Below are 23,514 nucleotides of genomic sequence, written 5' to 3'. Positions count from 1 at the left end.
GCGCGGCGTAGCCGGTCAGGCCGGCGGGGTGTACAGCTCGTCGATCTCCACCCGGCGGGGCATCGCCACCGACGCGCCGAGCCGGCGTGCGCAGGCCGCGCCGGCCGCCGCCGCCCAGTGCACCGCGTCGACGAGGTCCCGGCCCTCGCCCCAGCCGACGGCGAGCGCGGCGGTGAAGGCGTCCCCGGCGGCGGTCTCGTCGACCACGTCGACCTTCACGGCCGGGACGTGCACGGACGTGCCGTCCCGGTCGCCGTACCAGGCACCGTCGGCGCCGAGGGTCAGCACCGCCCGGGGCGCCAGGTCGAGCAGTGCGTCCGGCTCGTCCCGGCGCCGTCCGGTGAGGGCGTGCGCTTCGGTCTCGTTGACCACCAGCAGGTCCGCTGCGGCGAGCAGTTCCGCCGGCACCGGTCGGGCCGGCGCCGCGTTGAGCACCACCCGGGTGCCCGCCGCCCGGGCCGCGACCGCCGCCTCGGTCACCGTCTCGACCGGCACCTCCAGCTGCGCGACCAGCACATCCGCTGCGCGTACGGCGTCCAGCTCGCCCTGGGTGAGGCCGGTGAACGCGCCGTTGGCGCCGGGCGTGACCAGGATGGCGTTCTCCCCCGCACCACCCACCATGACCAGGGCGACGCCCGAGGCCCCGTACACCACCCGGAGCTGGCTGGTGTCCACGCCGGCCGCGGTGATCCGGGCCTTGAGGGTGACCCCGAAGGCGTCCGAGCCGATGGCGCCGAGAAAGACGCAGGAGGCGCCGGCGCGCACGGCGGCGATGGCCTGGTTGGCGCCCTTGCCGCCGGGCAGCATCACGAAGTCGCTGCCGAGCACGGTCTCGCCGGGGCGGGGCAGCGCGGCGGCGGTGCCGACCAGGTCCATGTTGGCACTGCCCACCACGGCGACCCGGGTCTGCGGCACGGTGGCCCCTACTCCGGTCACGCGGCCCGGGCGGTCCACCGGTCGCCGGTGCGCTGCACGACCAGCGGCAGGCCGAAGGTCTTCGACAGGTTGTCGGCGGTGAGCGTGTCGGCGAGCAGACCCTGGGCCACCACGCCGCCCTCGCGCAGCAGCAGGGCGTGGGTGAAGCCGGGAGGGATCTCCTCGACGTGGTGGGTCACCAGCACCAGCGCCGGGGCGTCCGGGTCGTACGCCAGCTCGGCGAGCCGGGCGACCAGGTCCTCGCGCCCACCCAGGTCGAGCCCGGCGGCCGGCTCGTCGAGGAGCAGCAACTCCGGGTCGGTCATCAGGGCGCGGGCGATCTGCACCCGCTTGCGCTCCCCCTCCGACAGCGTGCCGTACGCCCGCTCGGCGAGGTGGCCGACGCCGAGCTGGCGCAGCAGCGACTGGGCGCGCAGCTCGTCGGTGCGGTCGTAGTTCTCCCGCCAGCGGCCCACCACCGACCAGGCCGCGGTGACCACGACGTCGGCGACCCGCTCGTCGCCGGGAATCCGCTCGGCCAGCGTGGCAGTGGAGAGGCCGATGCGGGTCCGCAGCTCGTTGACGTCGGTGCGGCCGATCCGCTCGCCGAGGACGTGCGCGGTGCCGGTGGTCGGGTGCAGCCGGCCGGCGGCCAGGTTGAGCAGGGTGGTCTTGCCGGCGCCGTTCGCGCCGAGCACCACCCAGCGTTCGTCCAGCTCGACCCGCCAGTCGAGGTCGTGCAGCAGCGCGGTGCCGGAGCGCTTGACGCCGACCCCGTCGAGGCTGACCACCACATCCAGGTCATGAGTCACCGGTCCATCCAACCACGCAGCCCGTGCGGCGCCCCCCACGGGCGGGGCCGCCGCCATAGGGTGGGGCACCGTGTCGTTGGTCACCACACCCGGAGGATGGTTCATGCCCGGCACCAGCCAGGAGCCGCGGGGATGAGCGCGGTCATCGAGATCGCCGGTCTCCGCAAGACGTTCCACACCCTGCGCCAGGGGCGCCGGGTCGCCGTCGACAGTTTCGACCTGCTGGTCGAGTCGGGGCAGATCCACGGCTTCCTCGGGCCGAACGGCTCGGGCAAGACCACCACGCTGCGCGCCCTGCTCGGGCTGGTGCGGGCCGACGCCGGCCGGATGAGCGTGCTCGGGGCCAGTTCCCCGGAGCGGCTGCCGGAGGTGGCCGGGCGGGTCGGCGCGATCGTCGAGAGCCCGCAGTTCTTCGGCAACTTCACCGCCCGCCGTACGCTGCGGCTGCTCGCGGTGGCCGGGGGCGTGCCCACCGGCCGGGTGGACGAGGTGCTGGAGCAGGTCGGCCTGCGGGATCGGAGCGAGGAGCGGGTCAAGGGCTACTCGCTGGGCATGAAACAGCGGCTGGCCGTCGCGTCGGCGCTGCTCAAGAGCCCGGAGCTGCTGATCCTCGACGAGCCGGCCAACGGGCTGGACCCGGCCGGTATCCGGGAGATGCGGGACCTGATGCGCTCCCTCGCGGCGTCCGGGGTGACCGTGCTGCTGTCCAGCCACATCCTGGCCGAGATCCAGCTGATCTGCGACCACGTGACGATCATCAGCCGGGGCCGGCGGGTGGCGTACGGGCGGGTGGAGGAGGTGCTGGACGGCTTCGACCAGCACGAGTGGCAGGTCCGGGTGGCCGAGCCGGAGCGGGCCGTGGAGCTGCTGGCCCAGGCCGGCATGTCGGTCACCGCCCATCCCGAGCACCTGTTGGTCGCCGGGGTCGACGACCCGGAGCTGATCAGCCGCACGCTGGGCGAGCAGGGTCTCTGGGTGCGCGAGCTGATCCCGCTCCGCCCGGACCTGGAGAGCGTCTTCCTGGAGCTGACCGGCACCACCCCGCACCCCACGGTGCCCCGGCAGGTGGACGGGTCGATACGCCCACCGGCCGGTTCGGACGACGTGGTGATCGACCTCGACGCGCGCGAGAGCCAGGAGGTGGACGCGTGAACCTGGTCCGTGCCGAGTTGGAGCGGCTGACCGCCCGCCGCTTCGTGCAACTGATGGTGGTGCTGCTGCTGGTCGCCTTCGCGGTGACCGCGGGGACCACGCTGGCCGGCTCACACCAGCCCTCGGCCGAGGAGTTGAGCCGGGCCCGGGCGCAGGCCGCGGAGCAGATCGCGCAGCTGGAGGCGGCGCACGATCGCTGTCTGGCCATCAAGGCCGGGACCGTGGAGCCGCAGGAGCACGACTACGTGCCCAAGGACTGCGCCGAGGTGGACCCGGGGCGGATGGAGCGGTTGCCGACCACCTCGGACTACCTCAGCGGAGTGTTCGTCTTCGCCACCGAGGCCAAGCCGCTGCTCTACTTCCTGATCGCGTTCCTGGTGCTGTTCGGCTTCCTGGTCGGAGCCTCCTACATCGGCGCCGATCTGAACTCGGGCGGCGTGGTCAACCTGCTGCTGTGGCGACCCCGCCGGTGGGCGGTGCTCGGCGCCAAGCTCGGCACGCTGCTCGCCGGGCTGCTGGTGTTCTCCGCGGTGGCGTCGGCGGCGTATCTGACGGTGTTCTGGCTGATCGGCCAGACGGTCGGGTACCCCGGCCCGATGGACGGGTCGTTCTGGGCGTCGCTGGGCGTCCAGCACGGGCGGGGGATGGCGCTGGTGCTGATCGCCGCGGCGGTCGGCTTCGCCATCGCGACGCTGGGCCGGCACACCGCCGCGGCGCTCGGCACGGTGGCCGCGTACCTGGTGGTGTGGGAGCTGGGGGCGCGACTGGTGCTGCAGATCCTCGACGTGGCCCGTCCGGACCAGTGGATGCTCTCCAGCTACCTGGGGGCCTGGCTCAGCGGTGAGGTCGAGTTCTGGGACCGCAGCGCCTGCCAGGGCGACATCTCCGGCTTCTGCCAGGGCCTGTACACCCTGACCTGGCGACCCGGGCTGGCGGTGCTGCTCGGGTTGACCGTGGTGCTGGTCGGGGCCGCGTTCGCCGCGTTCCGCCGTCGCGACCTGATCTGAGCCGGGCCGGTGCGGCCCTCGGCGCCGGGGGCCGCACCGGCAACTCCTTGCAGACGATCGCCAGCTCGTGAAGAATTCCTTCACATGGCGGCGTGGGCGACGACGGGCGGACGGTCAACCGACCGTCGAGCCGAACACCTCGTCGCGCACCGCGTCGAGCGCGGTGCGCAGCGCGCCGCGCAGGATCGGCTCCTCGGTGAGCCCGGTGGTGACCACCCGCGGCCGGACCAGGGTGATCGCCGCTACCTCATGCTGCACCCGCTCGGCCAGCGCCGCCCCGCCCGCCTGCCCCACCTCGCCGGCGAGCACCACCAGCGGCGGGTCGAGCACCACGCAGGTGCTGGCCACCCCGAGGGCCAGCCGGCGGGCCAACTCGTCCAGCATCGGTCCGCCGGCCGTGCCGGCGGCGATGGCGGCCCGCACCGCGTCGGCCGCACTCTCCGCGGCGAAGCTGTGCTCGGCGGCCACCGCACGGACCGCGTCGGCACCCGCGAGCTGCTGGAACGCCGGCTTGGCCCGCTTCGAGACGTCCCGCGGGATGGGTACGCCGGGCACCGGCAGGTAGCCGATCTCGCCGGCCGCACCGCTGCTGCCGTGGTGCAGCCGGCCACCGAGCATGATCGCCAGGCCGACGCCGGCGCCCACCCAGACCAGGACGAAGTCCGAGACGCCCTGCGCCGCGCCGGACTGCGCCTCGGCGACGGCGGCCAGGTTGACGTCGTTCTCGAAGACCACCGGGGTGTGCAGGTCCTCGCGGAGCGCGGCGAGCAGGCCGCGGTGCCAGCGCGGCAGGTTGAACGCGAAGGTGATGTCGCCGGTGCCCGGGTCCACCAGGCCGGGGGTACCGAGCACGATCCGCCGTACGCTCGACAGCTCCGCGCCGGCGCTGCTCGCCGCCTCGACCACCGCGTTGTGCACCACGCCCACCGGGTCGTCGGTGTCCTTCGTCGACTGCTCGACCCGGCCGATCACCGCCCCAGTGATGTCGGCGCAGGCCGCCACCACGCGCTCGGCGTCGACGTCCACGCCGACCACGTACGCGCTGCCGGGCCGGACCGCGTAGAGCTGGGCGTTCGGGCCCCGCCCGCCGGCCTGCTCGCCGACCCGGGTGACCAGGCCGCGCTCTTCCAGCCGCTCGACGAGCTGGGACGCGGTCACCTTGGAGAGCCCGGTCAGCTCGCCGAGCCGGGCCCGGGTGAGCGGCCCGCGTTCGAGGAGCAGTTCCAGCGCCGCGCGGTCGTTGAGCGCCCGCAACAGGCGGGGGGTGCCGGGCAGCCGGGTCGCACTCATGCCAGGTCCTCTATTTTCAGTAAAGTTTGCTAACCACAAAAAGTCCTGCCGAGGGGTGTCCGCTAGCGTATCGGCCGCTCCGATCCGGAGTCGTCGGACGACCCGGCAGGGAAAGGGGAGACTCGTGGGCCTGGATCCAGGACTCCGTCGGCTGGCGCTGGGCACGTTGCTGGCCGCGTACCCCGGCCCGGTCCCGCCCGACTGGGCGGTGGACCTGCTCGCCGAAGGGCTCGCCGGGCACACCCTGTTCGGCACCAACATCCACGACCCGGCCCAGGTGGCGGCGACCACCGCCGAGCTGCGCGCCGGCCGCCCGGACGCCATCATCGCGATCGACGAGGAGGGCGGCGACGTCACCCGGCTGGCCCACGCCACCGGCAGCCCGTACCCGGGCAACGCGGCGCTCGGCGCGGTCGACGACGTGACGCTGACCCGCCAGGTGTACGCGGCGATCGGCGCCGAACTGGCCGCGCTCGGCATCACCCTCGACCTGGCGCCGACGGTCGACGTGAACACCGCCGACGAGAACCCGGTGATCGGCACCCGCTCCTTCGGGGCCGACCCGCTCCGGGTGGCCGCCCACTCGGCTGCCGCGGTGGCCGGCCTCCAGTCCGCCGGCGTCGCCGCCTGCGCCAAGCACTTCCCCGGCCACGGCGCGACCGTCGCCGACTCGCACTACGAACTACCCACCGTCGACGTGCCCCCGGCGGTGCTGCGCGCGCGGGACCTGCCGCCCTTCGCGGCGGTGGTCGACGCCGGGGTACGCGCCGTCATGACCGCGCACATCCGGGTGCCGGCGCTGACCGGCGACGGTCCGGCCACGTTCAGCCGGGCGGTCCTGGTCGACCTGCTGCGCGGCGAGTACGGCTTCACCGGCGCCGTGATCACCGACGCGCTGGAGATGAAGGGGGCCGCATTGGCCGCGGGCGGGGTCGGTCCGGCCGCCGTACGCGCGCTGGCCGCCGGCGCGGACCTGCTCTGCATCGGCGCCAAGGTGGACGCCGATCTGGTGGAGTTGGTGGTCGAGGAGATCGTCGGCGCGCTCGGCGACGGCCGGCTGGACCGGGCGCGGGTCGAGGAGGCGGCGGGCCGTGCCGCCGAACTGGCCGCCTGGACCGGGACGGCGGGCACGCCGACCAGCGGCCCGGACGGCCTCGGCTACGCCGCCGCCCTGCGCGCGGTACGCGTCGAGGGCGACGTCACCGGCCTGGCCGCGCCGCTGGTGGTGCAGGTGCACGCCACCTCGACCATCGCCGAGGGCCGGGTACCGTGGGGGCTCGGGCCGCACCTGGCCCGGGCCGAGGAGGTCCGCGCCGTCGCGGGCGAGACCGACCCGGACGAGCTGCGCCGTTGGGCCGGGGACCGGCCCATCGTGCTGGTCGGCCGCCACCTGCACCGGCTGCCCGGGGCGCGGGAACTGGTCGAGGCGCTGGCTGCCGCGCACCCGGTGACCGTGGTGGAGATGGGTTGGCCGGGTGCCTGGCGGCCCGCCGGCGCCCGCGCCTTCGTCACCACGTACGGCGCCAGCCACGCCAACGGCCGGGCCGCGGCGGAGGTGCTCGGCCTGACCGGCTGAGCCGCCCCACCGCGGCCGTCGCCCGCCGAGCGCGGGCCGGGCCCTCCGGTCGGCGTCGTGGTGTGTCGGGCCCGGGCCGGGCCCCTCCGCTCGGCGTCGTCGTGTCGCGCGCCCCCACCGGCCGTGGCCACTGCCCACGCAAGTGCCCGCCCGGTGAGCGTTCGTGGGCGACGGACCGCTTCCTGCGCGGCCCCTACAGAGCTGATGGCGCAAACGATTCAGCCCGGGCGCCGTGGCCGAGTCGTTCATGCCATCAGCTCGAAAGGGCCCGACGAGGACCACCTCCGCCGGACCGATCCGTTCACGTCATCAAGTTCGTAGCGCCGCAGCAGGAAACTCCGACGGGCTGGTTTCCGACTTCGCCGGCCGCCGCCTCCCCTTCGTAGCGTCGCGGCAGGGCGCTCCGACGGGATCGGCTGCCGCCTCCCCGGCGCGGCCGGTGACCCGGCCGCGCGGTCGCGTGCCGGCGTCGCCCCTCTCTTGAACGCGTTCAAATCCTGTCGTACGCTGAGCGCGACCTCGATTTGAACGCGTTCAAGAAGGGCGACGAGATGGACGTGAAGGTCTGGATGTACCTGGCCTACCTCGCGGTCAGCATTGGTCTGACCGTCTGGGTGGCCCGGGCGCTGTCCCGCAACGGGCTGGTCTTCCTGGAGGACGTCTTCGCCGACAAGCGGCTGGCGGACGCGGTCAACAGCCTGCTGGTCGTCGGCTTCTACCTGCTCAACCTCGGCTACGTGACGGTGGCGATGAAGGAGGCCGACGCGGTGGGCACCACCAGCCAGGCGCTGGAGGAGCTGTCCATGAAGGTGGGGTGGGTGCTGCTGGTCCTCGGCGCGCTGCACTTCTTCAACGTCTTCGCGCTCGGCCGGTACCGGCGCGGTCGGCTCCGCCAGCAGGCGGCCGCCCACCCACCGCTCGCCCCGGTGGGCTACCTGCCCGCGCAGCCCGGCGCTCGGCCGGTCAACCCCGCCGGCCCGACGCCCCAGACCGGCCCGGCGACCCAGGCCGGTCCGACACCGCCCACCGGGCCCACGCCACCGGCCGGCCCGACGCCACCGGTGCGATGACGCTCGTACCCGGCGGGCAGCCGGCGGATCCCACCGGGCACGGGGCCGGTGGGATCCGCTGGTTCACCGTCCTCTACGACGCGCACTGCCCGCTGTGCCGGGCCGCCCGGCAGTGGCTCGCGTCGCGCGCCCAGCTCGTACCCCTGGAGTTCGTGCCGGCCGGCTCGGCGGAGGCCCGGCGGCGCTTCCCCGGGCTGGACCACGACGCGACCCTGCGGGACCTGACCGTGGTGGCCGACACCGGCGCGGTGTACGCGGGCGACGGTGCCTGGTTCGCCTGCCTCTGGGCGCTGGCCGACCACCGCCGGACCGCGGACCGGCTGGCCCGCCGCGACCTGCTGCCGCTGGCGCGGCGGGTGGTGGCGACCGCCTCCTCGGTACGCGAACTGGTCCGCCAGCCCTGGCCGGACCCGGGATACGGTGACCACGATGACCGAGCAGACTGCGTCGACGACCGGTGCGGATGGCCCGAGCACCGGGGCGACGGCCCGGGGTGAGCAGACCCGGCAGCTGATCCTGGACACCGCGATGCGGCTGTTCCGCGAGCGGGGCTACGCCCGCACCACCATGCGGGCGATCGCCCAGGAGGCCGGCGTGGCGGTGGGCAACGCCTACTACTACTTCGGCTCGAAGGAACACCTGATCCAGGAGTTCTACGCGGGCACCCAGCACGAGCACCGGGCGGCGGCCGCGCCGACGCTGGCCCGGGAGCGGGACTTCGCCGCCCGGCTGGCCGGGGTGCTGCACGCCGGGGTGGACGTGCTGACGCCGTACCACTCGTTCGCGGCCACCTTCTTCAAGACGGCGGCGGAGCCGACCTCGCCGCTCAGCCCGTTCTCGTCGGAGTCGTCGGAGCCACGGGAGGCGTCGATCGCGCTCTTCCGCGAGGTGCTGGAAGGCTCCACCGCCCGGGTGGACGCCGAACTGCGGCCGGCGCTGCCGGAGCTGCTCTGGCTGGCGTACATGGGCGTGGTGCTCTACTGGGTGCACGACCGCTCGCCGGCGCAGGTGAAGACGCGGCAGTTGATCGACGGTGCGGTGCCGCTGGTCGACCGGCTGGTGGGGCTGTCCCGGCTGCGGGTGCTGCGCCCCGTGACCCGCCAGGTGATCACCCTCATCCACACGCTGCGTCACTGACCAACGAAGGCCGCCAGCCCGACTAAACCGCAGGTCAAGTCCATTACCGGACAGCACCAAACCGCCGATCACCCCTTGCTCCGGCAGCACGCCAACACTTAGCGTTACCCGTGACGGGACCTGGGAGGAGAGGCTGCGGACCGTGGATCCGGCCCGGGATCCACGGTCCGCGCCCACCCGCGATCCGCACCCACCCGCGATCAGCGGGGGAAGACGCCGTACGAGGTCCAGCCCCGGTCCGGGAAGCCGGCCGCCTCGGCCACCCGGGCTGAGGCGTGGTTGTCGAAGTTGTGCAGATAGGTGGGCACCGCTCCCTCGTCGAGCACCCGCCGGGCCGCCTGCGCGACCAGCCGCCGGGCCAGCCCCCGTCCCCGGACGCCCGGCACCGTGCCGACGGCCAGCTCGTGCCCGTACGCGTCGTGCCGCTTGATCCCCGCGCCGGCCAGGTACCGCCCGTCGGCGTCGCGTACCACCAGCACCTCCCTGTCGAAGAGCCGCAGCCAGGGCGGCAGACCGGGCGCGGTCGGCGGGATCCACTCGCCGGCGTCGGGCAGCGGTGCCGGGGCGGTGCTCCACCGGAACCTGCCGGCGTGGGTGGTGAACTCCGGCAGCCCGACCGCCGCCGGCAGGGCGGGCAGCAGCTCGTCGAGCGGCCGCGCGGACCCGAGGGCCCGGACCGCGGGCACCCGGTCGGGTGGCACCGAGAGGATCGCGCAGTCGGGCGACGCGACAGCGAGGGCGGGCCGCAGCCGGCCGTCCCACGCCGGCCGGGCCCGGCGGTGCGAGCGGACCACGTGCAGCCCGGGCCCGGCCGGCCACTGCCCCAGCCAGGTCGCCAGGTGCAGGAACAACCGCCGGTCCAGCACGCGGCACACCTCCTCGCCCGGCCGCCACGCTTGTCGTGATCACGGTACGCCCACCCCGCCCGTAAGGAACTCGCAATAGATCCACTACCCGGTCCGTCGATACGCTGACCCCACGACGGGAGGTACGCGGTGGCGCAGCGGGTACTGGTGGTCGACGACGACCGGACGGTCGCCGACGTGGTCTGCCGCTACCTGGAGCACGCGGGCTACGAGGTGAGCCACGTCGGGGACGGGGCCGCCGCGCTCGCCGCCGTGGCCCGGCACCCGCCCCAGCTGGTGGTGCTCGACCTGATGCTGCCAGTGCTGGACGGGCTGGAGGTGTGCCGACGGTTGCGCGAGCGGCCGGACGGCGTACCCATCGTCATGTTGACCGCGCGCGGCGACGAGGCCGACCGGATCCTCGGCCTGCAACTGGGCGCGGACGACTACCTGAGCAAGCCGTTCTCCCCCCGGGAACTGGTGCTGCGGGTCCGCTCCGTGCTGCGCCGGGTCGGCGGCGAGCCGCCCGGCGTACCCGCCGAGGTGCTGACCGACGACGGCCTGGCGGTGGAGACCGGGCCCCGGGTGGCCCGGCTGCACGGCCGGGAGCTGACCCTGACGCTGCGCGAGTTCGACCTGCTGGCGCACCTGATGCGGCACCCGACGCGGGCGTTCCGAAGGGCCGAACTGCTGGAGCGGGTGTGGGGCTGGAGCTTCGGCGACCAGTCCACCGTGACGGTCCACGTGCGACGGCTGCGGGAGAAGATCGAGGCGGACCCGGCGAACCCGCGCCGGATCGTCACCGTCTGGGGCGTCGGCTACCGCTACGAGCCGGGCGATGCGTGACCTGGCGCTGATCTTCGGGGTGGCGCTGGTCGCGGCGCTCGGCGTCGGGCTGGTCGGCGCGATCGCCCTGCGGCTGTTGCGTGGGCGGTCGATCACCGGACACATCGTCGTGCTGCTGACCGTCACGGTGAGCGCGGTGGTGGCCGGGGTGGCGGTGGTCGCCGAGGCGATGTTCCTCTCCCCGCACGACCTGGAGGTGGTGCTGATCACCGTCTCGGCCGCCGCGGTGGTGAGCCTCGCGGTCGGCTGGCTCTTCGGCCGCCGGCTGGCCGCCGCCGCAGTCTGGGCGGACCAGGCGCGGGAGCGGGAGCGGCGGATCGAGAAGGGCCGCCGGGACCTGGTCGCCTGGGTCTCGCACGACCTGCGCACCCCGCTCGCGGGCCTGCGGGCGATGGCCGAGGCGCTGGAGGACGCGGTGGTCCACGACCCGGGGACGGTGGCCGAGTACCACCGCCGGATCCGGTTGGAGACCGACCGGATGGCCCGGCTGGTGGACGACCTGTTCGAGCTCTCCCGGATCAACGCGGGCGCGTTGCGGCTGTCGCTGTCCGCGGTGCCGCTCGGCGACGTGGTCTCGGACGCCCTGGCCAGCACCGCGCCGCTGGCCGCCGCTCGGCGGATCCGGCTGGTGGCTGCCGAGTCGGGCTGGCCGACGGTGGCCGCGAGCGAGCCGGAGCTGGCTCGGGTGGTGGGCAACCTGCTGCTCAATGCGGTCCGCTACACCCCGGAGGACGGCACCGTACGGGTGGATGCCGGCCGCGACTCCGACATCGCGTGGCTGGCCGTGACGGACACCTGCGGTGGTATCCCCGAGGGGGACCTGCCCCGCCTGTTCGACGTGGCGTTCCGGGGTGAGCCGGCGCGGACTCCGCGCTCCGGCAACGGCGGCGTCGAGGGATCGGGCGGGCTGGGGCTCGCCATCGTCCACGGTCTGATTGACGCGCACGGCGGGCGGGTAGACGTACAGAACGTCGCCGGCGGCTGCCGATTCGTCGTCCGGTTACCGGCGACGGGAACCTGACGCATCGACGCTGCGTCATATCCATTTCCATACATGGACAAATTTCTTTGGGACGGTAAGGGTCATGCCGAATCAGCCGAATGACCGGTACCAGCAGGAAATTGAGCGCAGCTGGCCGGCTGCCGGGCCGGCCGAAGGGTTTCCGGCGCAGCCGGCCCACCGGGAGGCCCGGAGCGCCGGCCAGCTCTCCTGGGCGGAGCTGAACGCGCTGCCGGCCGGCACCTCGACCCGGCACGGCCTCAACAGCCGCTGACGTCCGGCCCGACGGACGGGTCAAGGCGGCGACACACCCGGGCGCTCCACCCGGGGTCTTCGCACATGTGTGCGGTAGCGTCTTGTGGTCCGAATCCCGGTCTACGACAGGAGAAGCTCCGCGCATGGGCAAGAAGACGATCCACGTCTCTGACTTCAGTGGCACGGTGCTGCGCGCCGACGACGAGGTGGTCAAGGTCGTCGTGCTGGAGCACCCTGACCTGGTCGCCGGGCCCGTGCAACTGGACGCCACCCCCGTCGAGGTGGAGAGCATCGACGACGCGGCGCTGGACGTGGCGGTGGTGGAGATCCACGACAAGCACGGCGGCGGCGAGCCGCGCCGGGTGGTGCTGACCGCCAGCGAGTTCGACGCGATGGCGACCGACGTGCCGATGGCGCAGCTCCTGCGTACCGCCGAGCGGGTCAAGCCGCCGAAGGCACGGCGGAGCGCGGAGAAGGTCGACTACGGCACCATCGAGCACGCCGGGAAGCCGCATCGCGGCCGGGTCACCGAGGAGGAGGCCCGGCTGGTGCGCGAGCGCCTCGACGAGGTCAACAAGCGACTCGCCGACGCCGGCATCCGCCAGATCGACCCAGCCGACCCGGAGCACGCCGAACGGTACGGCTTCCCCACCGCCGACTGACGTCCCCGCCAGCCGGGTACGCGCCCCGAGCCGCGTACCCGGCTGGCGGTACCGGGTGCCGTCGGTGCCCGCCATGGGCACCGACGTGCCAGCTCCGACTCTGCCGGCCGGGAATCGTCCGGGGCTCCCCCGCGCGGGGGATCCGGATCCCCCGCAGGCGGGTCAGCGCCGCCGCGCGATCTCGGCGAGGGCGCCGCTGACTGCGGCCTCCATGGTGGCCTTCTCCAGCCCCAGGCCGGCCAGCACCCCGTCGCCGCCCTCCTCCTCGATGAGGGCGAGCAGGATGTGCTCGGTACCGATGTAGTTGTGGCCGAGCCGCAGCGCCTCCCGGAAGGTGAGCTCCAGGACCTTCTTGCCGCGCGCGTCATAGGGGATCAGATCCGGGAGCTGGTCGGCCTTGGCCGGCAGGGCCGCGGTGAGGACCTCCCGCAGCCGCTCCTGGGGTACGCCCTGCGCCTCGATCAGCCGGGCGGCGAGCCCGTCCGGCTCGGCGAGCAGGCCGAGGGCGAGATGTTCCGGACCGATCTCGGCGTTGCCGGCGGTACGCGCCTCCTCCTGCGAGGCCAGCACCACGTTGCGCGCCCGGGTGGTGAAGCGGCCGAACCCGGCGTTCGGGTCGAGCGCTGCGGCCGTCTCGGCCTTCGCGGCGGACCGCTTCTGGGCGGCCTGCTTGCTGACCCCCATGCTGCGGCCGATCTCCGTCCAGGAGGCGCCCGAGCGCCGGGCCTGGTCGACGAAGTGACCGATCAGGTGGTCGGCGACGTCTCCCAGGTGGTCGGCCACCAGCACGGCGTCGGCGAGCTGGTCCAGCGCATCGGTGTGCGCCTGCTTGATGCCTTCGATCAGGTCGTCAAGGCGTACGGGATGGGTCATCTTCAAGGGCTCCGTCATGCGTCAACCATAAGTTGACGCATGGCCAACGTCAACCACTGGTTGACGAGTGCGAGCGCAGGATCTCGCAGTCCTGCGGGTCCCGCCACTCCAACCGTCGCCTGGCCCGCCGTCGGACCCGTGGGGCGGAGAAAAGCAGTCAGGCCCGGTCCACGGTGGACCGGGCCTGACTGTGTTACTGCTGGTGCGCCGCCAGGGACTCGAACCCCGAACCCGCGGATTAAGAGTCCGCTGCTCTGCCAGTTGAGCTAGCGGCGCTCGCTGGCAACGGGGAGAAACGGTAACACGCCCCGCGACCGGAACCGGCGGGAGTACCCGCACCCGCTACGGGCGGATCACCCGTGGGTGCAAAGCCAGGAAACCGACCTTGCGGCGTTCCTATGCTGGTCCCGGCCGGCGCGTGCGGGTCAGGCGACCGACGCTGGGGAAGGACGATGTCATGGCCATGCTGAGCCGCCGGGACATGCTCAAGCTCGGCGTCCTGGGGACCGCCGCGGCGACGTTGCCGTTCGAACGCGGCGCCACGGCAGCCAACGGCGTGAGCCGCATCGCGGAGAGCAGGCTGCCCGCGCCCTTCACCGTTCCGTTCGCGTCGCCGCCGGTGGTGAGGCCGGTCTGGCGGGCCGCCGACGACGGCTACGACTTCTACGAGATCAAGCAGCAGGCCACCCAGGTGGAGGTCCTGCCCGGGTACAAGAGCGACCTCTGGGCCTACAACGGGATCCCGGCCGGCCCGACGATAAGGTGCGGCGCGGGCGGCCCGCGGTGGTCCGCCAGATCAACAACCTGCCCGGCCGGCACCCGACGCTCGGCTACCAGGTGATGACGTCGACCCACCTGCACGGCTCGGGCTCGTTTCCGCAGTACGACGGATACGCCAACGACGTCACCGGGCCGGGCCAGTGGAAGGACTACCACTACCCGAACCACCAGGATGCTCGGACGCTGTGGTACCACGACCACGGCCTCCACCACACCGCGGAGAACGCCTACATGGGCCTCGCGGCGATGTACATCATGACCGACGAGTTGGAGCAGAGCCTGCCGATCCCGCACGGCGACTACGACGTGCCGCTGATCATCCAGGACGCGATGTTCGACGAACGCGGCAACATGATCTACGACGACCACAGCCACTCCGGGCTCTACGGCGACGTGATCCTGGTCAACGGCAGGCCCTGGCCCGTGATGAAGGTGGAGCGGCGCAAGTACCGCTTCCGTTTCTTGAACGCCTCGCTGTCCCGCGGGTACGCCTTCCGGCTCAGCACCGGTGACCCGTTCTGGATCATCGGCACGGACGGCGGCCTGAGGCAGTTCCCTCAGCGGACCACGACGTTCCGGCAGAGCATGGCCGAGCGGTACGAGGTCGTCATCGACTTCGCCACGTACCGCACTGGTCAGCGGATCGTCCTGGAGAACCTCGGGGTGCAGAACGCCGTCGACTACGACGGCACCCGGAACGTGATGGCCTTCGACGTGGTCGGCGATGCGACCGATCTGCGCGGCAACGCGATCCCGGACCTGCTCAACCCGAAGCCGCCGGCGATGGACCTGGTCGAGACGCCGAACCTGAGGACCCGCCGGTTCGAGTTCATGCGGGCCGACGGCCAGTGGGCGATCAACGGCAAGACCTGGCACGACGCGGCGGACTCCGGGTACGAGTACGTGTGGGCGGACCCGGGCCTGAACGACACCGAGATCTGGGAGTTCGTCAACACCTCGCGCGGCTGGTTCCACCCGGTGCACGTCCATCTGATCGACTTCAAGATCCTGGACCGCAACGGCAAGCCGCCGTTCGACTACGAGCTCGGTCCCAAGGACACCGTGTACGTGGGCGAGAACGAGACGGTACGGGTCATCGCAAGGTTCGGGCCGCACCAGGGCAAGTACATGATCCACTGCCACAACCTGGTGCACGAGGATCACGACATGATGGCCCAGTTCCGGGTGGGGCGTCCCGGCGGGGGCGATGACCCGGTCAAGGCCGCCCCCTGCCGTGACCTGCCCTCTCCGGAGTTGTGACGGCCGAAACCTTCACGTCCCCGAAATGACGTCTGGGCACCCATCCGTTAAGGATGAATGCCCAGATGAGTGCTGGTGCGCCGCCAGGGACTCGAACCCCGAACCCGCGGATTAAGAGTCCGCTGCTCTGCCAGTTGAGCTAGCGGCGCTCGCTGGCAACGGGGAGAACACTAGCACGGCCCCCGACCCGGGTTCCAATCCGATCCCCGGCTCCCCCCTTCGGTCGAGCTTAACGGGCAAGACCGTACAAAATCTCCCACCCGCAGGCGCAAGGGGCCCAACGCCAAGGCAGCGATACGGCACGATGTGCGCCAGGCACGCGAGAACAGAGGTGGGGATGGGCAGGTTCGGGCGGGCCGGGGCGATGCTGGGCGCTCTGGTTCTCACGGCGTCGCTGGCATTGACCGGCTGCGGGGGCGACGAGAAGAAGCCGGCATCCGGGGCTGCCAGCCAGCAGCAGGTCGTACCGGGCGCCGTAGCGGGCAGCCCGACCAGCGAACCGGCGGGCACAGCTGCGGCACCGTTGAAGGTGAACCCGACCGACGGGTCGGACAAGCGCCCGGTCAGCACCGAGATCAGCGCGACCGTTCCCGGCGGCGGGAAGGTGTCGGAGGTCGTGCTCACCGCGGCGAACGGCACCACCGTGGCGGGCCGGCTGCGGCGCGACGGCTCTTCCTGGGTGCCCTCCGCCCCGCTGAAGTACGCCACCCGGTACACCGCCACGGTCACCGGCACCGGCACCGACGGCCAGACCCACCAGGGCACCAGCACCTTCACCACGATGGCCAAGCCGAAGTCGATGATCGGCTCCGGGCTCTACCTGTTCAGCGGCAAGACGTACGGCGTGGCGATGCCGGTGGTCGCCGAGTTCTCGCCGGGCATCCCGAAGAAGGACCGGGCCGCGGTGCAGAAGCGGATGTTCGTGCAGACCGATCCGCCGCAGCCGGGCGCGTGGCACTGGGTCGACAACGGCACGCAGGCGTACTACCGGGCGCCGGAGTACTGGAAGCCGGGCACCACGATCACCGTACGGCTGGCGCTGGCCGGGATCCCGCTGAGCAACGGCCGCTACGGCAACGTCGACCGGAGCGCGACCGCGAAGATCGGGCGCGCCTTCGAGATGAAGGTCGACAACGCGACCAAGAAGATGAGCGTGTACGAGAACGGCGCCCTGGTCCGCACCCTGCCGGTGAGCCTCGGCAAGAAGAGCACCCCCTCCTCCAGCGGCACCATGGTGGTGATGGAGAAGAAGGAGTCGACGGTCTTCGACACCCGGGACGACCCGGACCCGCAGAACCGGTACGTCACGAAGATCGACTTCGCTCAGCGGATCACCTGGGGTGGCGAGTACATCCACGCCGCGCCCTGGTCCGAGGGCGTGCAGGGGCGGCAGAACGTGTCGCACGGCTGCGTGAACGTCTCGATGGCGAGCGGACGGTGGCTGTTCGGCCAGACCCTGGTCGGCGACCCGATCACCGTCCGGGGCACCGAGCGGAAGCTGGCGCCGGGCAACGGCTGGACGGCGTGGAGCATGAACTGGTCGCAGTTCGTCGCGGGCAGCGCGCTGCCGGTGCCCGACGGGGGTGCGGGACCGGCCTTCTGATTGATCGGCGGCGGCGCGGTGGCACCCGCCGGGCCACCGCCGGCGGCCGTCGGGCGGCGCCGGACCGAGGCAGAGACGAGCCCGGTTCATGAAGCGCCGTAACATACCAGAATCGTTACGTCGCGCCCGGCGTGTTTCGGTTCACTTCCGGCAACGGGTATGGGTACCCGCGCGTCTGTAGAGGACGATGGGACCGGGGATGACGACTGTGGGGGAACCATGCGAGCTAGCCAGGATGAGTTGATCCGGCGCGGCACCGCCCGGCGCGGCACTGGGCGCCGGATGTTCGCGGCCGCGGTGCTCGCCGCCGCGATGGCGCTGACCTCCGCCTGCACCGGCGGCGGTGGCGGCGGCGACAAGCCGTCGAGCTGGCATGGCGGGGAGGAGGGCCCGAAGGCGGCCGCCACCATCAGCGAGCCCGTGGCCGACGCCAAGGACGTGCCCGCCTCGACCGCCATCACCTTCACCACGAAGGAGGCGAATGAGACCGCCGTCGAGCTCAAGGACTCCGCCGGCACGGTCGTCGAGGGCTCGCTCGCGGAGGACGGGAAGAGCTGGCTCCCCGCCGGTGCCCTGAAGTACGGCGAGACGTACACCGCGACGGTGACCGCGACCGGCGACGACGGCAAGCCGGCGACGGCGACCAGCACCTTCACCACCATGGCCAAGCCGGGCAAGCAGGTCCGGGTCAGCAGTTTCCTCGCCGACAACCAGGTCGTCGGCGTGGGCATGCCGCTGATCGTCAGGTTCAGCCGGGCCATCCCGCAGGACTACCGGGACGACGTGCAACGCCGGATGACGGTCACCGCGAAGCCGGCCCAGGAGGGCATCTGGCACTGGGCGAGCCCCACCGAGGTGCGCTACCGGCCGAAGACGTTCTGGCGGGCCAACAGCACGGTGTCGTACCGGGTGCAGGCGGGCGGCCTCCCGCTCGGCGACGGCTGGTACGGCCGAGCCGACCTGACCGTCGACATCAAGATCGGCCCGTCGTTCGTCATGACCGTCGAGAACCGCACCAAGCGGATGACGGTCACCAAGGACGGCAAGGTGATCCGGACGATCCCGGTGAGTCTCGGCAAGAAGACCACCCCGTCGTCCAGCGGCACCATGGTGGTGATCGAGAAGCTCCGCAAGACGGTCTTCGACACCCGCGAGGAGCTGGGTCCGGAGGAGGGCTACCGCACCGACATCGACTTCGCCCAGCGGCTCACCTGGGGCGGCGAGTTCATCCACGCCGCGCCCTGGTCCGAGGGGGTGCAGGGCCGGGTCAACGTCTCGCACGGCTGCGTGAACGTCTCGATGAAGGAGGGCGCCTGGCTCTTCGCCAACACCCGGATCGGCGATCCGATCACGGTGAAGGGCACCGAGCGCAAGCTCCAGAACGGCAACGGCTGGACCGACTGGAACATGAGCTGGGACGAGTACGTCAAGGGCAGCGCCCTGCCGTACGAGCCGCCGGCGCAGCCGGGTGACGACACCAGCCCGAGCGCGGACCCGAGCGCCACGCCGAACGCCTGACCAACGCGTACCCGGAGCCCCTTCCCAGCGGAGGGGGTTCCGGCGCGTCCCCGGCCGGCATGACGGAGGCGCCCCGGAGATGAGGGCTAGGCATGCGGAGGTGAGTTGCCCCTGGCCGCCGCCGCACTCCATCTGCCGTCCGGGCGTGCCGTCCCGGTGAGAGCTGCCGCTTCGGTGGCAAGAACCACCGGCATCCCCAGGTAGGGATCCTCGATAGGCCGGCGCTGCTCGCGGATCCGCCGCCGGACCTGGTCAAGGGCGGCACCGGCGACGTAGTGACGGCCACGCCTCTCGCCGCGCGCCTCGAGCAGACCATGATCTACGAGACGGACAAGATCACGGGTGGCGGTTCGATCCTCGACCTCGGCGAGTTTCACGTAGAGGGGACGCCGGACCCGGTATCCGAGGACGGCCTCATAGAGCAGACCCGTAACCCTGTCCGGAAGCTTGTCAGCGGCGACCAGGGCGTCAAGCTCCGCCCAGATCGCGGATGCCTCCTGGAATCGCCGGGCCACAGTTTGCGCCTGCATGTGGTGGGCGCGGAGATTGAATGACACCCATAGCTGGGCGGACTCCTGCGGGTTCCAGCTTCCTTTGCCGGTGATCGCCAACACCCGGTAGTAGTCCTCGGTGTTGCTCCCGAGCCACTCCTCGATGCTGGAGAACGCCGGCTCGACGATCGCGTCCCGGGACAGCACCAACGTCTGGAGAGCGCGAGCCATGCGCCCGTTGCCGTCCCGGAACGGATGGATCATCACCAGGTTCAGATGCGCCATCGCTGCTCTCACCAGCGGATCGACAGACCCGTCGGAGCGCAGACGCTCTGCCAACACCTCCATGAGTAGCGGCACCTCGGTCAGGTCCGCACCCTCATACACGCGCCGGTCAGTTCGCTCGTCGTGCACGTAGATCGGCCCCTGGCGGTACTGCCCCGGGCTCTTCGAAAGGTCGTGCGACAGCATCATGTAGTGCATGCTGCGGATGATTGAGGTGTCGTAGCGGAAGTGGGGATCGCCGGCGCACTGCAGGACGTAGCCCAGCGCTTGCCGGTAGCCGCGGATCTCCGCGAAGGTTCGCTGGTCCGCGCTCAGCGGCTCCTCGTCCTCAAGCGCCGCAACGGCATCGTCCTCGGCGACGACATACCCCTCAATGCTGTTCGAGCCGAGGATGGCCCGGGCGAGCATCGTCCTACGCAGCCCGCCGGTCCAACGGCGAGGAGTGCGGAGGACGTCTGCCAGGCTCGTTCGCATCTCGTATATCTCGGACAGGACAGACCGATCTTTGTCGGTCAGCTCGGGTGTCTCGTAGATCGACATGCTTGTCCTTGTGTCTTTTTGAATGAGACAACCGTAGCCCCAGCCTGGCTTTGTCGCAAAGAAAAAGACAAAGAGACAGGATGGAGAGCACCCCGTACCGCCGTCCCGGGATGGGAGTTTGTTTCGGCACGGGCGATTCGCCCTCGGGCTCGGGGACCGGCCCACAATCTCCCTACTACGTCCCCAAGACGACTCAGGCCCCCTCGTCAGAGGGGGCCTGAGGTCAGGTGGATCTGATCCACTTGCTGGGGTGACTGATGGGAATTGAACCCACGACAACCGGGACCACAACCCGGTGCTCTGCCAACTGAGCTACAGCCACCATGCTCTCCGCGCCGGTCGAGCCGGGCGGGGCGCGGACTAATAATAGCCACACCCCTGCCGTCCCCGTCCACCGGGTTCCGGCCGGCCGCCGGGCGGAGGCTCAGAGCTGGGCGGCGATCGCCTTGGCGCTCTCCACGTCCGGGCCGGGCAGCGGGACGAAGATGGTCCGCCGGTAGTACTCCAGCTCCCGGATGCTCTCCCGGATGTCCGCCAGGGCCCGGTGGGCCAGCCCCTTCTGCGGCTGGCCGAAGTACACCCGTGGGTACCAGCGCCGGCAGAGCTCCTTGATCGAGGAGACGTCGATCATCCGGTAGTGCAGGTGCGCGTCGAGGCGGGGCATGTCCCGGGCGATGAACCCGCGGTCGGTGGCGATCGAGTTGCCGCACAGCGGCGCGCTGCCGGAGTCCTTGACGTACGTGGTGATGTAGTCGAGCACCATGTCCTCGGCCTCGGCGAGGGTGACCGTGGAGCGGCGGGCGGCCTCGGTGAGCCCGGACTTGGCGTGCATGGTCTGCACGATCTCCGGCATCCCGTCCAGCGCCGCGTCGTCGGCGTGGATGACCACGTCCACGCCCTCCCCCAGCACGTTCAGGTCGCGGTCGGTGACGAGCGCGGCGACCTCGATCAGCGCGTCCCGGCCGAGGTCCAACCCGGTCATCTCACAGTCGATCCAGACGAGAAGATCAGCCACCGGATCAGACTACGCGCCACCGATCCGCCCGCGCCTCGGCACCATGGCAGAGGTGGACCAGTAGGGTTTGCCCCGTGCCAGCCGAACCTGTCGCACCACCCGCCGTCACCGAGGACGATCCGGGCGGCCGTACGGCCCGTCGGCTCGTCACGGTGGTGGCGCTCGCGGCGGTGCTGCCGGCGCTCTACCTGCCCGGCACGGTCCACGACTTCTTCGACCTGAAGATCTACATGCGGGCGATGGACTGGTGGGCGGCCGGCCACCCGCTCTACGACTACGTCCAGCCGGACCGGGTGCAGGGGGCGCTCTACTTCACCTACCCTCCGTTCGCCGCGCTGCTGCTGCGGCCGTTCGCGCTGTTACCGCTCGGCGCCACCGTGACCATCTTCACGGTGCTGACCGTGCTGGGCGTGGTGGTGACGACCCGCTGGCTGGTGGTCCCGGTCATCAAGCGGCACGACCTGCCCCGGCTGTTCACCCTCACGGTGGCCGTGCTGCTGGTGTTCGCGGTGGAGAGCACCCGGGAGACGCTCACCTTCGGGCAGATCAACATGCTGCTGGTGGTGCTGATCCTGGCCGACCTGCTCTTCGCCGTACCCGGGGGGCGGTCCTGGGCCGGGGTGGGTGTGGGGTTGGCGGCGGCGCTCAAGCTCTTTCCCGGCATCTTCGTGCTCTACCTGCTGGCCACCCGGCGCTGGCGGGCGGCGGTGGTCGCCTCGGCGACCGCGGCGCTGGCCACCCTGCTGGCCGCGGCGGTGGCGCCGAGCGACTCGTGGCGGTTCTGGACCCACGAGCTGTGGGCGACCGACCGGGTGGGTCGCACCGACTACACCGGGAACCAGTCGCTGTTCGGCCTGCTCAGCCGGATCACCGCCCCGGAGAAGCCGGCTCAGCTGCCCTGGCTGCTGCTGGTCATCGTGGTCGCCGGGTACGGGCTGTGGCGGGCCGCCCGCGCCGCCCGGGCCGGGGACGCGTTGGTCGGGGTCACCCTGACCGGCCTGGTCGGCGGCCTGGTCAGCCCGATCACCTGGACGCACCACCTGTACTGGTTCATCCCGGCGGTGGTGGTGCTGGTCGACTCGGCGCTGGACGCCGACCGGGGCACGGTGGCGGGTGCCCGGCGGCGCCGCTGGCAGCTCAGCCTCGCGATCGGCGGCGCCTTCGTGATCATCTACGGGGTGGTCACCTTCCTGGACTGGGGGGTTGCGCCGGCGCGTACCGACAGCTTCGGCGAGTTCGTCGCGCGTAACGCGTACGTGCTGCTCAGCCTGGTGCTGCTGGCGGCGCTGCCGACCCGGCGGCCGGGTGGACGGGACCGCACCGGGGCAAGCTGAAACTTGCACCAAATGGACAGACATCGCGGCGGGCGCCGTTCGGCGCTAATCTGGTCACAACTACCTCAAGTTTCTCCCAGGTAGCACCGATTCCCCCGGTGACGGTGGCCCTCCGCGTCGGCAGCGCGGAGGGCCACCCGCCGTTGTCGGCCTGACACAGGGCCGGTTTCCCGAGACCACGCCCCAGGGAAGCCGGCCCGAGGGGGGTGGCGATACCATGCCGTAGGAAGCCGGCGCTATCCGTCGGCGGGCTCCGGCGCGTCCGGCCCGGCGTCCAGCGGCGACGCCACCCGTGGCGGGACCTCCACCGGTCGGGGGGTCGCCGGCATGGTCGCCGGGGGCCAGGACCACGCCGGATCGGCGGGCAGGTCCGTCAGGGTCTCCGGGCGCCGGCTCGGCACCGGGCCGATCGCGGCCCGGGACCGCGCGGTGGGCGCCGAGCCGACGGCGACCAGCTGCCGCTCCGGCCAGGCCGGCCGCTCCCCCACCCCGTCGGGCGTGCCCAGCCCGCTGAGCGAGCTGACCCCGAGCCGTCCGGCGAGCAGCGGGACCTGGTCAGGCTCGACGACGAAGACCACCTCGCGCGGGCGGACCGGGCGCAGCAGGAGCAGCACGGCGAGGACCACCAGCAGCACCCCACCGGCGAGCAGCGCCCACGCCAGCCCGGGGAACCAGCCGGCGCGCAGCTCGGCACGCAGGTCCAGGGCGAGGTCGGCCCGCGCGTCCGGCCGCATCACCACCAGGCTCAGCGACCGGCCGGCCAGCTCGGCGGGGCTCCACTCCAGCGCGCCGATCCCCTCGCGTACCCAGAAGCCCTGCTCGGCGGGGACGGTGGCGGCGGCGCCGGCGGTGGCCGGGCCGGCGGGCTCCAGGCGGATCGGCAGCGGGCCGCGGGCCAGCGCGACCCGGCTGACGGTGGCGTGCGGGGCGGCCGCCAGCCAGCGGGCCACCTGGTCGGTCGGGGCCAGGCCGAGGAAGGCCGGCCCGTCGGCGGTCCGCGCGATCAGCCGTAGGCGGGCCTGTGCGGTCCGGGCGAAGGGCGCCTCGGCGCGGAGCAGGTCGTCCACGTCGGTGACCACGACGGCCTGCCCGGGCGTGCGGATCGTCTCGAAGCGGGCGCCGAAGCCGCCGTCCGGGTTCGCGTGCCGGGCCGCGGTCCAGAGCCCGGCCCCCACGAGGAGCGCCGGGATTCCCACGGCCAACAGCAGCATGCCGGCGATCGTTCGCACGAACCGCATTCGGGTCCTC

General features: G+C 72.1%; 23 protein-coding genes and 3 tRNA genes. 15 read left to right on the top strand and 11 right to left on the bottom strand.

The window, feature by feature from the left end:
• Positions 1–15: 15 nt before the first annotated feature.
• Positions 16–915 carry a ribokinase gene (locus tag A6A27_RS01010; protein WP_073832691.1) on the bottom strand — a complete coding sequence of 300 codons (900 nt, stop codon included), beginning with the start codon at positions 913–915 and terminating at the stop codon, positions 16–18.
• 17 nt (positions 916–932) lie between these two features.
• Positions 933–1,832 carry an ABC transporter ATP-binding protein gene (locus A6A27_RS01005; protein ID WP_241825019.1) on the bottom strand — a complete coding sequence of 300 codons (900 nt, stop codon included), beginning with the start codon at positions 1,830–1,832 and terminating at the stop codon, positions 933–935.
• A gap of 27 nt (positions 1,833–1,859) precedes the next feature.
• Between A6A27_RS01005 and A6A27_RS01000 the strand changes: the two genes are divergently transcribed.
• Together A6A27_RS01000 and A6A27_RS00995 are read left to right on the top strand one after the other, a co-directional pair.
• Positions 1,860–2,879, top strand: a complete 1,020-nt coding sequence (locus A6A27_RS01000) for an ABC transporter ATP-binding protein (RefSeq protein ID WP_073832416.1) — start codon at positions 1,860–1,862, stop codon at positions 2,877–2,879.
• Positions 2,876–3,886, top strand: a complete 1,011-nt coding sequence (locus A6A27_RS00995) for an ABC transporter permease subunit (protein ID WP_073832415.1) — start codon at positions 2,876–2,878, stop codon at positions 3,884–3,886. Before A6A27_RS01000 ends, A6A27_RS00995 begins: the two co-directional genes overlap by 4 nt.
• A 114-nt stretch (positions 3,887–4,000) precedes the next feature.
• Here A6A27_RS00995 and A6A27_RS00990 read toward each other — a convergent pair whose 3' ends face one another.
• Positions 4,001–5,176 carry an ROK family transcriptional regulator gene (locus A6A27_RS00990; RefSeq protein ID WP_073832414.1) on the bottom strand — a complete coding sequence of 392 codons (1,176 nt, stop codon included), beginning with the start codon at positions 5,174–5,176 and terminating at the stop codon, positions 4,001–4,003.
• Between the two features lie 124 nt (positions 5,177–5,300).
• Here A6A27_RS00990 and A6A27_RS00985 point away from each other — a divergent pair, with 124 nt between their 5' ends.
• From A6A27_RS00985 to A6A27_RS00970, 4 genes are all read left to right on the top strand, one after another.
• The gene (locus tag A6A27_RS00985; protein ID WP_073832413.1) at positions 5,301–6,752 is read left to right on the top strand and encodes a glycoside hydrolase family 3 N-terminal domain-containing protein; all 1,452 of its coding nucleotides are present in this window, start codon (positions 5,301–5,303) and stop codon (positions 6,750–6,752) included.
• Between the two features lie 551 nt (positions 6,753–7,303).
• Positions 7,304–7,822 (top strand): hypothetical protein, encoded by a 519-nt coding sequence (locus tag A6A27_RS00980; protein WP_073832690.1) that lies wholly within the window; start codon positions 7,304–7,306, stop codon positions 7,820–7,822.
• A complete protein-coding gene (locus tag A6A27_RS00975; protein ID WP_073832412.1) occupies positions 7,819–8,319 on the top strand; it encodes a thiol-disulfide oxidoreductase DCC family protein in 501 nt (166 codons plus the stop codon). The genes A6A27_RS00980 and A6A27_RS00975 overlap by 4 nt, the downstream gene beginning before the upstream one ends.
• Positions 8,252–8,959 carry a TetR/AcrR family transcriptional regulator gene (locus tag A6A27_RS00970; RefSeq protein ID WP_073832411.1) on the top strand — a complete coding sequence of 236 codons (708 nt, stop codon included), beginning with the start codon at positions 8,252–8,254 and terminating at the stop codon, positions 8,957–8,959. Before A6A27_RS00975 ends, A6A27_RS00970 begins: the two co-directional genes overlap by 68 nt.
• A 200-nt stretch (positions 8,960–9,159) precedes the next feature.
• Here the strand turns inward: A6A27_RS00970 and A6A27_RS00965 are convergent, their stop codons facing one another.
• The gene (locus A6A27_RS00965; protein WP_073832410.1) at positions 9,160–9,825 is read right to left on the bottom strand and encodes a GNAT family N-acetyltransferase; all 666 of its coding nucleotides are present in this window, start codon (positions 9,823–9,825) and stop codon (positions 9,160–9,162) included.
• 129 nt (positions 9,826–9,954) lie between these two features.
• On the opposite strand from A6A27_RS00965, the gene A6A27_RS00960 reads away from it, so the two are divergent.
• From A6A27_RS00960 to A6A27_RS00945, 4 genes are all read left to right on the top strand, one after another.
• Positions 9,955–10,650, top strand: a complete 696-nt coding sequence (locus A6A27_RS00960; protein ID WP_073832409.1) for a response regulator transcription factor — start codon at positions 9,955–9,957, stop codon at positions 10,648–10,650.
• Positions 10,643–11,671 (top strand): sensor histidine kinase, encoded by a 1,029-nt coding sequence (locus tag A6A27_RS00955; protein WP_073832408.1) that lies wholly within the window; start codon positions 10,643–10,645, stop codon positions 11,669–11,671. The genes A6A27_RS00960 and A6A27_RS00955 overlap by 8 nt, the downstream gene beginning before the upstream one ends.
• A gap of 64 nt (positions 11,672–11,735) precedes the next feature.
• Positions 11,736–11,924, top strand: coding sequence for a DNA repair protein (locus tag A6A27_RS00950; RefSeq protein WP_073832407.1), 189 nt, complete (start codon positions 11,736–11,738; stop codon positions 11,922–11,924).
• Positions 11,925–12,048: 124 nt separating this feature from the next.
• Positions 12,049–12,567 (top strand): hypothetical protein, encoded by a 519-nt coding sequence (locus A6A27_RS00945; protein ID WP_073832406.1) that lies wholly within the window; start codon positions 12,049–12,051, stop codon positions 12,565–12,567.
• 162 nt (positions 12,568–12,729) lie between these two features.
• Here A6A27_RS00945 and A6A27_RS00940 read toward each other — a convergent pair whose 3' ends face one another.
• Together A6A27_RS00940 and A6A27_RS00935 are read right to left on the bottom strand one after the other, a co-directional pair.
• Positions 12,730–13,458 (bottom strand): Clp protease N-terminal domain-containing protein, encoded by a 729-nt coding sequence (locus tag A6A27_RS00940; protein WP_073832405.1) that lies wholly within the window; start codon positions 13,456–13,458, stop codon positions 12,730–12,732.
• A 182-nt stretch (positions 13,459–13,640) separates the two neighbouring features.
• Positions 13,641–13,716, bottom strand: a tRNA-Lys gene (locus A6A27_RS00935).
• Between the two features lie 181 nt (positions 13,717–13,897).
• Between A6A27_RS00935 and A6A27_RS44755 the strand changes: the two genes are divergently transcribed.
• Both A6A27_RS44755 and A6A27_RS00930 read left to right on the top strand, forming a co-directional pair.
• Complete coding sequence (locus A6A27_RS44755) at positions 13,898–14,281, top strand: hypothetical protein (protein WP_198940143.1); 384 nt, start codon at positions 13,898–13,900, stop codon at positions 14,279–14,281.
• On the top strand, positions 14,224–15,480 hold the full coding sequence (locus A6A27_RS00930; protein ID WP_198940142.1) for a multicopper oxidase family protein: 1,257 nt from the start codon (positions 14,224–14,226) through the stop codon (positions 15,478–15,480). The genes A6A27_RS44755 and A6A27_RS00930 overlap by 58 nt, the downstream gene beginning before the upstream one ends.
• A 73-nt stretch (positions 15,481–15,553) precedes the next feature.
• On the opposite strand, the gene A6A27_RS00925 is transcribed toward A6A27_RS00930, so the two are convergent.
• Positions 15,554–15,629, bottom strand: a tRNA-Lys gene (locus tag A6A27_RS00925).
• Positions 15,630–15,817: 188 nt separating this feature from the next.
• Here A6A27_RS00925 and A6A27_RS00920 point away from each other — a divergent pair.
• Positions 15,818–17,083, top strand: a complete 1,266-nt coding sequence (locus A6A27_RS00920; protein ID WP_073832404.1) for a L,D-transpeptidase — start codon at positions 15,818–15,820, stop codon at positions 17,081–17,083.
• Between the two features lie 219 nt (positions 17,084–17,302).
• A complete protein-coding gene (locus A6A27_RS00915) occupies positions 17,303–18,601 on the top strand; it encodes a L,D-transpeptidase (protein ID WP_073832403.1) in 1,299 nt (432 codons plus the stop codon).
• Between the two features lie 86 nt (positions 18,602–18,687).
• Here the strand turns inward: A6A27_RS00915 and A6A27_RS00910 are convergent, their stop codons facing one another.
• From A6A27_RS00910 to orn, 3 genes are all read right to left on the bottom strand, one after another.
• Positions 18,688–19,917 (bottom strand): Fic family protein, encoded by a 1,230-nt coding sequence (locus tag A6A27_RS00910; protein WP_083672362.1) that lies wholly within the window; start codon positions 19,915–19,917, stop codon positions 18,688–18,690.
• A 246-nt stretch (positions 19,918–20,163) separates the two neighbouring features.
• Positions 20,164–20,239: transfer RNA gene (locus A6A27_RS00905), tRNA-His, on the bottom strand.
• A 102-nt stretch (positions 20,240–20,341) separates the two neighbouring features.
• The gene (gene orn, locus A6A27_RS00900) at positions 20,342–20,932 is read right to left on the bottom strand and encodes an oligoribonuclease (RefSeq protein ID WP_073832402.1); all 591 of its coding nucleotides are present in this window, start codon (positions 20,930–20,932) and stop codon (positions 20,342–20,344) included.
• A 74-nt stretch (positions 20,933–21,006) separates the two neighbouring features.
• Between orn and A6A27_RS00895 the strand changes: the two genes are divergently transcribed.
• Positions 21,007–22,266, top strand: a complete 1,260-nt coding sequence (locus A6A27_RS00895; RefSeq protein ID WP_073832401.1) for a glycosyltransferase 87 family protein — start codon at positions 21,007–21,009, stop codon at positions 22,264–22,266.
• Between the two features lie 236 nt (positions 22,267–22,502).
• Here the strand turns inward: A6A27_RS00895 and A6A27_RS47290 are convergent, their stop codons facing one another.
• A complete protein-coding gene (locus A6A27_RS47290; protein ID WP_073832400.1) occupies positions 22,503–23,504 on the bottom strand; it encodes a hypothetical protein in 1,002 nt (333 codons plus the stop codon).
• Positions 23,505–23,514: the final 10 nt, after the last annotated feature.

The sequence above is a fragment of the Micromonospora sp. CB01531 genome (genome assembly GCF_001905095.1).
Lineage (GTDB): Bacteria > Actinomycetota > Actinomycetes > Mycobacteriales > Micromonosporaceae > Micromonospora.
This window is presented reverse-complemented; position numbering and strand designations above follow the sequence as displayed.

Coding starts and splice junctions, on each gene's coding strand:
- A6A27_RS47290 (WP_073832400.1), bottom strand. CDS start 23,504: ATGCGGTTCGTGCGAACGATCGCCGGCATGCTGCTGTTGGCCGTGGGA.
- A6A27_RS00915 (WP_073832403.1), top strand. CDS start 17,303: ATGCGAGCTAGCCAGGATGAGTTGATCCGGCGCGGCACCGCCCGGCGC.
- A6A27_RS01000 (WP_073832416.1), top strand. CDS start 1,860: ATGAGCGCGGTCATCGAGATCGCCGGTCTCCGCAAGACGTTCCACACC.
- A6A27_RS00950 (WP_073832407.1), top strand. CDS start 11,736: ATGCCGAATCAGCCGAATGACCGGTACCAGCAGGAAATTGAGCGCAGC.
- A6A27_RS00910 (WP_083672362.1), bottom strand. CDS start 19,917: ATGTCGATCTACGAGACACCCGAGCTGACCGACAAAGATCGGTCTGTC.
- A6A27_RS00955 (WP_073832408.1), top strand. CDS start 10,643: ATGCGTGACCTGGCGCTGATCTTCGGGGTGGCGCTGGTCGCGGCGCTC.
- A6A27_RS00940 (WP_073832405.1), bottom strand. CDS start 13,458: ATGACGGAGCCCTTGAAGATGACCCATCCCGTACGCCTTGACGACCTG.
- A6A27_RS00945 (WP_073832406.1), top strand. CDS start 12,049: ATGGGCAAGAAGACGATCCACGTCTCTGACTTCAGTGGCACGGTGCTG.
- A6A27_RS01005 (WP_241825019.1), bottom strand. CDS start 1,832: ATGAACCATCCTCCGGGTGTGGTGACCAACGACACGGTGCCCCACCCT.
- A6A27_RS00990 (WP_073832414.1), bottom strand. CDS start 5,176: ATGAGTGCGACCCGGCTGCCCGGCACCCCCCGCCTGTTGCGGGCGCTC.
- A6A27_RS00970 (WP_073832411.1), top strand. CDS start 8,252: ATGACCGAGCAGACTGCGTCGACGACCGGTGCGGATGGCCCGAGCACC.
- A6A27_RS00980 (WP_073832690.1), top strand. CDS start 7,304: ATGGACGTGAAGGTCTGGATGTACCTGGCCTACCTCGCGGTCAGCATT.
- A6A27_RS44755 (WP_198940143.1), top strand. CDS start 13,898: ATGGCCATGCTGAGCCGCCGGGACATGCTCAAGCTCGGCGTCCTGGGG.
- A6A27_RS00920 (WP_073832404.1), top strand. CDS start 15,818: ATGGGCAGGTTCGGGCGGGCCGGGGCGATGCTGGGCGCTCTGGTTCTC.
- A6A27_RS00975 (WP_073832412.1), top strand. CDS start 7,819: ATGACGCTCGTACCCGGCGGGCAGCCGGCGGATCCCACCGGGCACGGG.